The organism is Bacillus sp. LJBS17, from assembly GCF_019334685.1.
Classification (GTDB): domain Bacteria; phylum Bacillota; class Bacilli; order Bacillales; family Bacillaceae; genus Bacillus; species Bacillus subtilis.
Genome location: NZ_CP079759.1, coordinates 3,794,817 through 3,806,885, shown reverse-complemented (window position 1 = coordinate 3,806,885; position 12,069 = coordinate 3,794,817). Strand labels below are relative to the sequence as shown.

Genomic DNA, 12,069 nt, shown 5'->3' with positions numbered 1-12,069 from the left:
AGGGGCAAGCCAAATGATCAACCGTCAACACATTCAATTATCGTTACAGTCATTAAGCTTGGTGGCAGGGTTTATGGTTTGGGTGCTAATTTCATCACTCATTTCCCAAATCACATTAGATATTCATTTAAGCAAGGGTGAGATTTCTTTGGTGACGGCGATTCCTGTGATCCTCGGGTCGCTTCTCCGCATTCCTTTAGGGTATTTAACGAACAGGTTTGGCGCGCGGCTCATGTTTATGGTCAGCTTCATCCTGCTTTTATTTCCTGTATTTTGGATCAGTATCGCGGACTCTCTGTTTGATTTAATCGCAGGCGGCTTTTTCTTAGGGATCGGGGGAGCGGTGTTTTCCATTGGAGTGACCTCCCTCCCGAAATATTATCCGAAAGAAAAGCACGGTGTCGTCAATGGGATTTACGGTGCAGGAAATATCGGGACAGCCGTTACGACATTTGCAGCGCCGGTTATCGCTCAAGCCGTCGGGTGGAAATCAACCGTGCAGATGTATCTGGTTTTGCTGGCTGTCTTTGCCTTACTGCACGTTTTGTTCGGCGACAGGCATGAGAAGAAGGTCAAAGTTTCTGTTAAGACTCAAATCAAAGCCGTTTACCGAAATCATGTGCTATGGTTTCTGAGCCTGTTTTATTTTATTACGTTCGGTGCCTTTGTCGCCTTCACTATCTATCTGCCGAACTTTCTGGTCGAGCATTTTGGGCTGAATCCTGCAGATGCCGGCTTGCGGACGGCTGGCTTTATTGCGGTTTCTACGCTGCTCAGGCCTGCGGGCGGATTCCTGGCTGATAAAATGAGCCCGCTCCGCATCTTAATGTTTGTTTTTGCCGGGCTTACATTATCAGGTATTATCCTATCGTTCTCGCCGACAATTGGCCTTTATACGTTTGGATCATTAACCGTGGCCGTCTGCTCAGGCATAGGAAACGGGACTGTTTTTAAACTGGTGCCTTTCTATTTTTCCAAGCAAGCGGGGATTGCCAATGGGATTGTGTCTGCCATGGGCGGATTAGGCGGCTTTTTTCCTCCGCTCATATTGGCGAGTGTGTTTCAGGCAACAGGCCAGTACGCGATCGGGTTTATGGCGCTTTCAGAGGTGGCGTTAGCCAGTTTTGTCCTTGTCATATGGATGTATTGGCAGGAAAGAATGAAAACACACACGGAGAGAAACAGCCAGAGCATCAACTAACACTGGGGCATTCACAAGATTGTTAGTTTTTTCTCGATGGGTACAAATCAATTCACGTTACAATAAACACACAACGTGACTTTCTTCGAGGTGAGCTCATGAATTTTCTCTCTGTTCGACCATCTGATAGTGATCTTATTTCCAGCGATCTGCATGAATTGCTGGAATCGATCAGCACGAAAAGAAAAATGGAAAAACACACGTATTTGTTTCGAGAAGGAATGGATGCAGAAGAGCTTTATCTGATTCAATCAGGACTCATTGAAATCGGCAAGCTGACATCTGATGGAAAAGACCTGACGCTTAGAATCTGCCAAAAGCATGATATCGTCGGAGAATTAACACTTTTCACTGAAGAACCAAGGTATATGCTCAGTGCAAAAGTGCTAGAGGATGGCGAGGTGCTCGTCATTAATAAAAATAAGCTGGAAAAAGAATTAATCCAAAACGGCGCTTTGACATTTGAGTTCATGAAATGGATGAGCACGCACCTCCGGAAGATTCAGTCCAAAATCAGGGATCTGCTTCTTCATGGCAAAAAGGGGGCGCTCTATTCTACCCTTATCCGCTTATCAAACAGCTACGGAGTGGAGCGAAGCGACGGCATTCTGATTAACATTGTCCTGACAAATCAGGATTTGGCAAAGTTTTGTGCGGCTGCACGGGAAAGCATCAACCGTATGCTGGGAGATCTCCGCAAAAAAGGGGTTATTTCGATAGACGAATCCGGAAAAATTATTTTGCACAAGCGGGACTATTTACGATGTGAGATTGAGTGTGAAAATTGCCCGCTGGAGATTTGCAATATTGACTGAAAAAAACAAGGACAGCGGTGTCCTTGTTTTTTTACCTTGTCATAAAGAGGCACATGACGGCAAAAAAGAAGCAGGCATTCACGATTTCCAGAATGCCAATCGTTTTTACGGGCCAATCCCTTCCATGAAAAAACCATGCCCGCAAGCTGCTCGGGATAAAAGCGAGAAACGCCCATCCTGCTCCGAAAAGAGCGGATAAAAAGGGGAGCAGCAGGTGATATCCCCATGACCAGTATGCAAATGTCCTGTTTTTTCTTTCACGAATCACCGATTTCACATAAAAGGAACTCCCGATAAAAAATAAAGCAGACTGCAAGAAAGTAAACCAAGCCCAGCCGTCGAGGGTTCCCATCCCCAGCCAGCAGCTCGCAAACCCGCCCGAACAAAAGAACAAGACACCTGCAACATCATTCAATAGGGCTCGTTCGTTTTTTCGGCGGGCAAAATACATATGTATGAGAAACAGCGGCAGTAAAGAAACGCCCACCCAGATGAGAGGCGGCTTATGAAAGACCGAGATCATCAAAAAGCAGCAGGCGGGAAAACCGTAATAACACATCCACTTTTGATATGGTTTGCTTTGTTTCTTTTTTAAGGCAAGCGTAACGGGATAAACCGCTAAGTATAGGAAAAGCCAGCCTAGGAAGAGCGGAATATGCCAAATAACGGGGCCTCCCTTGACCATGCCGAGTAAAAATGGGATCAGCAGCATCGCCCACGCGCCGTGCTGCTTCGGAATCAGCGCCTTCATCGAAATCCTCCTTTTTTCTTTCATTATAAATGCAGTCACCCTCCTGATAAGTGACATTCATCATACAGGCTGTGAAATACATCACTGCTGTACAGGCTCAGTCGAGCTACACTAAAGCTATCCTTAGCACAGGAGGTTTTCCTATGAATCAGTGTGACTATTTATTATTTCTGAAACAACTTCCTATGTTTAATGAAGTGCCTCTATCCATTGTCGAAACCTTGCTGAAAAACGGCACGTTTATCCGCGGCTCATGTGATCAGTCTCCATCTTTTCTTCATTCTCAATCTGTCTATATTGTATTAAAAGGCAGTGTCCGTTTCATGGACAGCAGGCTCCCTGAAGGGTCGAAAACCGTTGCGCTGTGGGAAAAAGGCGATGTGTTTCCGATTGATGAAAAAGGCGGGCTTTATTTATCGCCCTTTATCTCAGTCAATGCCACTTCAGACATTCTGATTCTCAATATCCCATATTACATATTTAAGAAAATGATGTCTTACCATCCGCAGCTGCAAATGAACTTTTTGGCTATGCTTCAGCAAAATGTTTTTTGTTCCTATCAATTATTTTTGCGGTATCTGCATACATCACAGGATGAGAACGCTGAGCCCGGTTCTTAAATAGAGCCGGTTTTTTTTGATCTTTGAATGAAAGGCGGCTAATGACCCAAGCGTCCTGCCTGAACGCAGCCTTCCTCACATCCTGTGAAAATCCTTCCTTCTCCTTTGTGTGAACATTTTGTGAAAAAAGCAGAGTGTGTGACATAGTTCACAAGGAAACACGCTGTCTCTGTTTATAGTGAACTTAGCATCACCTGACTCGGAAGGAGTGAACTCTCATGAAGAAAAAGAAAAGGAGTCCGTTGTTTAGGAGATTGAATTATTTCTCTCCTATCGAACACCATTCAAATAAACATAGCCAAACCACCCGCGAAGATCGCGATTGGGAGAATGTATACAGAAACAGATGGCAGTACGACAAAGTCGTTCGCTCCACCCATGGCGTTAACTGTACAGGGTCTTGCAGTTGGAATATTTATGTCAAAAACGGAATTGTCACGTGGGAAGGGCAAAATTTGAATTATCCATCAACAGGCCCGGATATGCCTGATTTTGAACCGAGAGGCTGCCCGCGGGGGGCCAGTTTTTCATGGTATATCTACAGCCCGCTGCGTGTGAAATATCCATACGTGCGCGGTGTACTGATTAATTTATGGCGGGAGGCACTGCAAGAACATCAAAATCCATTGGACGCCTGGAAATCGATCGTCGAAAACCCTGAAAAAGCGAAGTCCTATAAACAGGCGAGAGGGAAAGGCGGTTTTGTGCGCGCTGAATGGCCGGAGGTGCTGAAGCTGATTTCAGCCTCTCTGCTGTATACAGTGATGAAATATGGGCCTGACCGAAACGTCGGTTTTTCTCCGATTCCGGCCATGTCCATGATCAGCCATGCATCAGGCTCCCGGTTTATGTCGTTAATCGGAGGCCCTATGCTCAGTTTTTATGACTGGTATGCGGATCTTCCACCAGCATCCCCGCAAATTTGGGGTGACCAGACGGACGTTCCGGAAAGCAGTGATTGGTACAATTCCGGCTATATCATCACATGGGGCTCCAACGTTCCGTTAACGAGAACGCCTGACGCGCATTTTTTGGCGGAGGCCCGCTATAAAGGCGCTAAGGTCATTTCGATCAGTCCGGATTTTGCGGAATCCTCAAAGTTCGCGGATGACTGGCTGAGTATTCGCCAAGGGACTGACGGGGCACTTGCGATGGCGATGGGTCATGTCATTCTGCAGGAATTTTACGTGAACCAAGAAACTGAACGTTTTATTGAGTACGCGAAGCAATACACTGATTTTCCATTTCTCGTCACCCTGTCAAAAGAAAATGGCGTATACACAGCGGGACGGTTTCTGCATGCGAAGGACATCGGGCGGCAGACAAAGCATGATCAGTGGAAGCCTGCGGTTTGGGATGAACAAACAAGTTCATTTGCCATACCCCAAGGGACAATGGGATCGCGCTGGGACGGGCAGCAGAAATGGAACCTGCACATGATTGATGAAGAAACCGGGGAACCGATTGAACCCCGTCTCTCTGTGCTGGGAATAGAGGACGAAATCGGCACGGTGCGCATCCCGTATTTTTCAAATGACGGAAACAAAGTGCTCGAGCGGGATCTTCCTATTAAAAAAATGAACCTGAACGGTGAAGAAACGTACATCACGACCGTGTTTGACTTGATACTGGCTAACTACGGCGTGAACCGGGGCATCGGCGAACGATCGGCTGTCTCCTATGATGATCCTGAGCCGTTTACGCCTGCCTGGCAGGAACAAATGACAGGAATCAAAAAAGAAGCTGTCGTTAAGATTGCCAGAGAGTTTGCCCAAAATGCGATCGATACAGACGGCCGATCCATGATTATCGTAGGGGCCGGCATTAACCACTGGTTCAACTCCGACACGATCTACCGAGCGGTGTTAAATCTTGTTTTACTTGTAGGCGCCCAAGGCGTAAACGGCGGAGGCTGGGCCCATTACGTGGGGCAGGAAAAGCTCCGACCTGCTGAAGGGTGGCAGACGATTGCAACTGCAAAGGACTGGGAGGGCGTGCCCAAGCTGCAAAACGGCACCTCATTTTTCTACTTTGCGACAGATCAGTGGCGTTATGAGGACCAGCCGATCAGTGATTTGGCATCACCGATTGCTGCGTCATCCCGCTACAAGCACCACGCTGATTACAATGTGCTGGCCGCGCGGCTGGGGTGGCTTCCGTCTTACCCGACTTTCAATCAAAATGGCATCGATCTGTATAAAGAAGCTGAAAAAGCAGGGGCAGAAACACCTGAAGACGTTGGTGCGTACGTGGCCTCACAGCTCCAAGAGAAAAAACTGAAATTCGCGATTGAAGATCCTGATAATGAAGTGAATTTTCCAAGAAATCTCTTCGTATGGCGGGCAAATCTGATCTCAAGCTCAGGAAAAGGGCATGAATATTTTCTCAAGCATTTGTTGGGGACGACAAACGGCTTGATGAATGACGATAGCGACAGCATCCGCCCTGAAGAAATCAAATGGCGGGAGCAGGCGCCGGAAGGAAAGCTCGACTTGTTAATCAATCTTGACTTCCGAATGGCCGGTACGGCGCTGTATTCCGATATCGTGCTGCCGGCGGCGACATGGTATGAAAAACACGATCTCAGCAGCACAGATATGCATCCGTTCATTCATCCATTTGCTCCTGCGATCTCGGCTCCGTGGGAATCGAAGTCAGACTGGGATATTTTCAAGGCGCTGTCAAAAGCCGTTTCCGATCTGGCAGAAGAAGTCGATATGGAGCCGGTGAAAGAAGTGGTTGCGACGCCGCTCCTCCATGACACCATGCAGGAATTGGCCCAGCCATTCGGCAAAATCAATGACTGGAGCAAAGGCGAATGTGAAGCCATTCCGGGAAAAACGATGCCGAACATCCAAGTCGTTGAACGGGATTACAAACACATTTTTCATAAAATGACTGCACTTGGTCCGAACGTTGCTTTAAAGCCGAGCGGAACAAAAGGGATGAGCTGGTCAATAGCCGATGAATATGAATCACTCAAACAGAGATTGGGAGAAATCACCTCGGACAGTGTCGCAAAGGGATGTCCAAATATAAGTGAAGCAAAGCAGGCAGCAGAAGCGATTTTAACCCTATCATCCACTTCGAATGGAAAGGTCGCCGTCAAAGCATGGGAATCACTTGAAAACATCACGAACCTGAAGCTGAAAGACCTGGCGGAAGAACGCGAGGAAGAATGCTTTACGTTCGAACAAATTACAGCCCAGCCGAAAACGGTGATCACGTCTCCAGCGTTTTCCGGCTCTGAAAAAGGAGGGCGCAGGTATTCGCCGTTTACGACGAATGTTGAAAAATTAATCCCGTGGCGGACGCTGACAGGCAGACAATCCTATTATGTCGATCATGAACTGATGATGGAATTCGGTGAAACGATGGCGACATTCAAACCGATCCTCCAGCATCGCCCGTTTCTGAGCAAGCGGCCTGATCAAGAGGGAAAAGAAATCGTCCTCAATTATTTGACGCCGCATAATAAATGGTCTGTCCACAGCATGTATTTTGATTCTCTGCCGATGCTGACGCTGTTCCGCGGCGGGCCGACCGTGTGGATGAATAAAGATGATGCAGAGGACACGGATATCAAAGACAACGATTGGATTGAATGCTTTAACCGAAACGGTGTTGTCGTCGCGAGAGCGGTTTTGTCTCATCGGATTCCTAAAGGAATGGCGTTTATGCATCATGCCCAGGACCGCCACATCAACGTGCCCGGCACAAAGCTGACGAATAACCGCGGAGGCACCCATAACAGCCCGACAAGGATTCACGTCAAGCCGACCCAGATGATCGGGGGCTATGCCCAGCTCAGCTACGGCTTTAATTATTACGGTCCAACGGGGAATCAGCGCGACCTGAACGTCGTCATCCGCAAGCTGAAGGAGGTCGATTGGCTTGAAGATTAAAGCGCAAATCGGTATGGTCATGAACTTGGATAAATGCATCGGCTGCCACACGTGCAGCGTCACCTGCAAAAACACGTGGACAAACCGTTCCGGTGCGGAATATATGTACTTCAATAATGTAGAAACAAAGCCGGGCATCGGCTACCCGAAGCAATGGGAGGACCAGGACAAATATAAAGGCGGCTGGACATTGAAAAAAGGAAAGCTCGAGCTGAAATCGGGCTCGAAAACCAATCGGCTTGCAGGCCTTTTCTATAATCCGAATCAGCCGTCGATTGATGATTACTATGAACCCTGGAACTATGATTATGAAACATTAACGAACAGCCCGCAGAAAAAACACCAGCCGGTTGCACGCCCGAAATCGTCCTTGACGGGGGATTTCATGAATATCGAATGGGGACCGAACTGGGAGGATGATCTCGCGGGCGGCCACATAACGGGACTTGAAGATCCCAACGTACAAAAGATGGAGGAATCGATCAAAACAGAATTCGATGAGGTCTTTATGATGTATTTGCCCCGTATTTGCGAGCACTGCATCAACCCGGCGTGCGTCTCATCCTGTCCATCCGGCGCCATGTACAAACGCGAGGAGGACGGCATTGTGCTTGTGGATCAAAACGCATGCCGTTCATGGAGATATTGCGTATCATCCTGTCCTTATAAAAAAGTCTATTTTAACTGGCAAACGAACAAAGCGGAAAAATGCACACTCTGCTTTCCGCGTTTGGAGGCGGGACTGCCGACCATCTGCTCTGAGACGTGTGTTGGCAGAATCCGCTACCTCGGCGTCATGCTGTATGACGCGGACAAAGTGGAGGAAGCGGCATCTGTTGAAAATGAAAAGGATCTCTACCATTCACAATTGGACGTTTTTCTTGACCCAAATGATCCTGAGGTTGCCAAGCTGGCAAAAGAACAAGGCATTCCGTCTGATTGGATAGAGGCTGCGCAGCAATCGCCGATCTATAAAATGATCATTGACTGGAAGATTGCGCTGCCGCTTCATCCAGAGTACCGCACGCTGCCAATGGTGTGGTACATTCCGCCGCTCAGTCCGATTATGAATCTCTTTGAAGGAAAAGGCAGCCGGCAATCCGCAGAAGATATTTTTCCGGCTATCGACCAAATGAGAATCCCGATAGATTATTTGGCGCAGCTGTTAACAGCCGGTGATACGGATCATATTCGGTCAACGTTAAAGAAAATGTCTGTCATGCGCCAGTATATGAGAGCGATCCAGACGAATAAATCAATCGACCCGGAACTGATCTCCAGTGTCGGCTTAACAGAACAGCAAATTGAAGATATGTATCGGCTGCTTGCGATTGCCAAATATGATGACCGCTTTGTGATACCGAGCAGTCATCGAGAAGAAGTTTCAGATTTATATGCTGAACAAGGGAGCTGCGGCTTATCATTTTCAGGCGGCCCCGGCTCCTGTTTCTAACTTTTGATAAATGAGGTGTAACAAGATGAACACCACAGACCGGCAAATTACGTTCTCCGCTCTTTCCTCTCTTCTCTCTTATCCAGATGAAGAGTGGAGAGCCGAGATTCCCGAATGGAAGGCTCTAATCCATGAAATCGGCAACCGGCAAATCCGAGAGAAGCTGCTGCACTTTTTCGAGGCGTCAGCCAGCTTTTCACCGGAAGAGCTGATTGAACACTATGTCTATACGTTCGACTTTGGGAAAAAAACAAATATGTATGTCACCTACTTTAACTCGGGCGAGCAAAGGGAACGCGGCATTGAATTGCTGCATTTAAAAAACGCATACGAGCAATCCGGTTTCCTGCCGACAGAGAAAGAGCTGCCTGATTATCTGCCGCTGATGCTGGAATTTGCTGCGGCTGCAGAAATTGAAGCAGCGAGAAGCGTGTTTGAGAAATATCTGTCCAATGTGAGGGAGCTGGCATCCCGTCTCGAAAAAAATGACAGTATATACGCTGAACTGCTGCACGTGCTGCTGGCAGCGCTTGAAAACATTGGCGTACGTGAAAGCGTTGAAGGGGCTGTTCAGGCATGAGCGGGCAGATCCTCTGGGGTATTATGCCATACATTGTATTGACGATCTTTATCGGCGGCCATATTTACCGCTACCAGCATGACCAATTTGGCTGGACGGCGAAATCAAGCGAGCTGTTAGAAAAGAAAAAACTCGCCGCGGGCAGCACACTTTTTCACTGGGGACTGCTGTGCGTTGTCGGCGGGCATGTCATGGGGATTCTGATCCCGGAAGGCGTGTATGCTTCCCTTGGCATTTCAGAGCATATGTATCACAAAATGGCGATTGGCGCTGGCTTGCCGGCGGGCATTGCGGCATGTACCGGACTTGTCATCCTGACGTACAGAAGGCTGTTTGACAAAAGGATCCGCAAAACCAGCTCGCCATCAGATATCCTTACGCTCCTCCTGCTGCTGTTCATGATGCTGTCAGGCGTTGCGGCCACGTTTCTCAACATTGATTCGAAAGGCTTCGATTACCGGACAACAGTCGGACCGTGGTTCAGGGAAATCGCTTTGTTCCGGCCTGACCCCTCGTTGATGGAGAGTGTCCCGCTATGGTTTAAGTTTCATATTGTGATAGGATACGTCGTTTTTATCCTGTGGCCGTTTACGAGATTGGTTCATGTGTTCAGTCTGCCGCTCAAGTATCTGACCCGCAGCTACGTTGTATATCGGAAACGCTCGTGAAAATCCCCCTTGAAAGAGGGGGATTTTTTTATCTTGATGAAAACATAAGATATCTTCTGCCAAGGTAATGGCTGGGCGGCCGGGAATCCTGTTGTGTTTGTATTTGGAAATAACATCAAGAATAAAACGGATTTTACTCATTTTAAACCGGCGGAACAGCAGATTATGACTCAGCCTGACTAGCTCCTTATATCTTTCTGATCAATATCCCGTTTTATATATTTTCTCTCATCAGAGTGGGCATCAAACTCACTCTATCCACCGTATTTGCAGTCACAGCGCCGCCTCTTTTTCGGCGCTTGCCGGAGTGCTCAGCGGGTTCGGCCTGCCACCCATGTTGTAGCATCAGGCTTCACTCGGCGTTGCCAATAGTCTTGCTTTATTTCTGCAGAAACGATGCGGATGAATTCCTTGACAGTTAGTTTTCACTAAACCTCTCCTCTTTTGGCAGAGAGGTTTTTTACTTACAAGGTTTATCGATTAGAAAAAAGAGGTAATACAGAGGTAATTGAATCAGATTGGAGAGAATCAGGATGCTGAAAAGGAGACTGGAATTTTTCTTTTTATATATGATGCTCATCGGGGCATATGTCATTTGGTTTTTTCCGGTTTCCAGACTTGAGTTTTACGGAGGATTGCTTTGCTATATAAGCATTATTTTGTTCAGCATCTATTCATTAATTCTTGAAAACCGCACCTCGCAGCACACGCTGCTATGGATCCATATTCTTGTCTTTTTTCCAATCGCCGGCTACGTGTTTTATCTGTTTTCGGGACAGCTTTATGTAAAGGGAAAGCTGTTTAAGACAAAACGAATGTACAACAGGGAAAAGCTCAGGAAGCTGTTTGACAAGGAGGAAACGCCCGAAGTGACAGGGCTGAAGGACAATCAAGAGAGGTTCTTTACCTATTCCATCAGGGCTGCCCATATGAATATCAATACGAAAAGCAACATCAAAGTGCTGAAAAACGGCGAAGAAACCTTCCCGGACATTTTCAAAGCAATGAGAAAAGCGGAATCTTACATACATATTGAATACTACATGTTTAAATCAGACATGCTCGGACGCGGCATGATGGATATTATGATGGAGAAAGCGCGCCAGGGTGTCGAGGTGAGGTTTTTATACGATGCGGCAGGAAGCATGAAGCTGGCAAGAAGAGATATTATGAGAATGAAACAAGCGGGGGTGGACATCGTCCCGTTTTCTCCGCTGAAATACGGGTTTTTCAACCAGAAGCTGAATTTCAGAAATCACCGGAAAATCGTGATCATCGATGGGAAAACCGGTTTTGTGGGCGGATTAAATGTTGGGAAGGAATATATCAGCAGAGATCCGTACATCGGATTTTGGAGAGATACACACCTGCGGCTTGAGGGGGAAATTGTGCAAACGCTCCACGCTATCTTTATGCTGGATTGGGAATACGTCTCCAATGAAGTGCTAATTGATCAAGAGGAGTACAATACCCCGGTTCCTGTGGAAGGAGGAGGCATTTATCAAATTGTCGCGACAGGCCCTGACATGAAGGAAAGCATGAGCGACCTTTATTATGAAATGATTTCTTCAGCGCAGAAATCAATATGGATCGCCACGCCCTATTTTGTCCCCAATGAATCCATTCGCACGGCGCTAAAAGCAGCGGCGACAAAGGGGGTAGAGGTAAGGGTTATGGTGCCGGAGAAGAACGACAGCTTTTTGACCCAATACGCGTCGAGGTCCTATTTCCCGGAGCTGCTTCTTGAGGGCATTGAAGTGTACTCCTACCAAAAAGGCTTCATGCATCAAAAAGTCATGATCATTGATGGTGATCTCGCCTCCGTCGGCACCGCGAATATGGACATGCGCAGCTTTCAGCTCAACTTTGAAGTGAATGTGTTCTTCACGGATGCCGAAGCGATCCGAACCCTTGAGATCCATTTTGAAGAGGATATGCAGGAAAGTGAAAAGCTCAGCCCTGTCGGCTTTTATAAAAGAGGCGTGGCTGACCGGACAAAAGAGTCATTTGCCCGCCTGTTTTCAGGTGTTCTGTAAGAAAAAAGAAATCTGATCTTTCAAAACAGCCCGTGTATAG

9 protein-coding genes and 1 pseudogene are annotated in these 12,069 nt (G+C 47.3%); 9 read left to right on the top strand and 1 reads right to left on the bottom strand.

Features of this window, described 5'->3' with window-relative positions; all coding sequences use genetic code 11:
• Positions 1-13: 13 nt before the first annotated feature.
• Together narK and fnr are read left to right on the top strand one after the other, a co-directional pair.
• Positions 14-1,201: a nitrate transporter NarK gene (gene narK / locus KXZ66_RS19680; RefSeq protein ID WP_014478287.1), complete on the top strand. Its 1,188-nt coding sequence runs from the start codon at positions 14-16 to the stop codon at positions 1,199-1,201.
• Between the two features lie 98 nt (positions 1,202-1,299).
• Complete coding sequence (gene fnr, locus KXZ66_RS19675; RefSeq protein WP_014481215.1) at positions 1,300-2,016, top strand: fumarate/nitrate reduction transcriptional regulator Fnr; 717 nt, start codon at positions 1,300-1,302, stop codon at positions 2,014-2,016.
• A gap of 31 nt (positions 2,017-2,047) precedes the next feature.
• Here fnr and KXZ66_RS19670 read toward each other — a convergent pair whose 3' ends face one another.
• On the bottom strand, positions 2,048-2,767 hold the full coding sequence (locus tag KXZ66_RS19670; RefSeq protein ID WP_219144702.1) for a YwiC-like family protein: 720 nt from the start codon (positions 2,765-2,767) through the stop codon (positions 2,048-2,050).
• 143 nt (positions 2,768-2,910) lie between these two features.
• On the opposite strand from KXZ66_RS19670, the gene arfM reads away from it, so the two are divergent.
• The 7 genes and pseudogenes from arfM (at position 2,911) to cls (ending at position 12,029) form a co-directional block, all read left to right on the top strand.
• Positions 2,911-3,387 carry a Crp/Fnr family transcriptional regulator ArfM gene (arfM, locus tag KXZ66_RS19665; protein ID WP_014478284.1) on the top strand — a complete coding sequence of 159 codons (477 nt, stop codon included), beginning with the start codon at positions 2,911-2,913 and terminating at the stop codon, positions 3,385-3,387.
• A gap of 218 nt (positions 3,388-3,605) precedes the next feature.
• A complete protein-coding gene (locus KXZ66_RS19660; protein WP_163135917.1) occupies positions 3,606-7,292 on the top strand; it encodes a nitrate reductase subunit alpha in 3,687 nt (1,228 codons plus the stop codon).
• Entirely contained in the window at positions 7,282-8,745 is a 1,464-nt protein-coding gene (gene narH / locus KXZ66_RS19655) for a nitrate reductase subunit beta (protein WP_032727059.1), read from the top strand. Before KXZ66_RS19660 ends, narH begins: the two co-directional genes overlap by 11 nt.
• Positions 8,746-8,770: 25 nt before the next feature.
• Positions 8,771-9,325 (top strand): nitrate reductase molybdenum cofactor assembly chaperone, encoded by a 555-nt coding sequence (gene narJ, locus KXZ66_RS19650; protein WP_163135915.1) that lies wholly within the window; start codon positions 8,771-8,773, stop codon positions 9,323-9,325.
• A complete protein-coding gene (narI, locus tag KXZ66_RS19645) occupies positions 9,322-9,993 on the top strand; it encodes a respiratory nitrate reductase subunit gamma (protein WP_024571808.1) in 672 nt (223 codons plus the stop codon). The genes narJ and narI overlap by 4 nt, the downstream gene beginning before the upstream one ends.
• Positions 9,994-10,187: 194 nt before the next feature.
• Positions 10,188-10,396 (top strand): annotated as a pseudogene (locus tag KXZ66_RS22695) (YitT family protein); the annotation flags it as partial.
• Positions 10,397-10,526: 130 nt separating this feature from the next.
• Positions 10,527-12,029, top strand: a complete 1,503-nt coding sequence (gene cls / locus KXZ66_RS19640) for a cardiolipin synthase (RefSeq protein ID WP_021480827.1) — start codon at positions 10,527-10,529, stop codon at positions 12,027-12,029.
• The last annotated feature ends 40 nt before the right edge of the window (positions 12,030-12,069 follow it).

Bases quoted from the DNA above. Each gene is read 5' to 3' on its own strand.
- narK (WP_014478287.1), top strand. From the start codon at position 14: ATGATCAACCGTCAACACATTCAATTATCGTTACAGTCATTAAGCTTG.
- fnr (WP_014481215.1), top strand. From the start codon at position 1,300: ATGAATTTTCTCTCTGTTCGACCATCTGATAGTGATCTTATTTCCAGC.
- KXZ66_RS19670 (WP_219144702.1), bottom strand. From the start codon at position 2,767: ATGAAGGCGCTGATTCCGAAGCAGCACGGCGCGTGGGCGATGCTGCTG.
- arfM (WP_014478284.1), top strand. From the start codon at position 2,911: ATGAATCAGTGTGACTATTTATTATTTCTGAAACAACTTCCTATGTTT.
- KXZ66_RS19660 (WP_163135917.1), top strand. From the start codon at position 3,606: ATGAAGAAAAAGAAAAGGAGTCCGTTGTTTAGGAGATTGAATTATTTC.
- narJ (WP_163135915.1), top strand. From the start codon at position 8,771: ATGAACACCACAGACCGGCAAATTACGTTCTCCGCTCTTTCCTCTCTT.
- narI (WP_024571808.1), top strand. From the start codon at position 9,322: ATGAGCGGGCAGATCCTCTGGGGTATTATGCCATACATTGTATTGACG.
- cls (WP_021480827.1), top strand. From the start codon at position 10,527: ATGCTGAAAAGGAGACTGGAATTTTTCTTTTTATATATGATGCTCATC.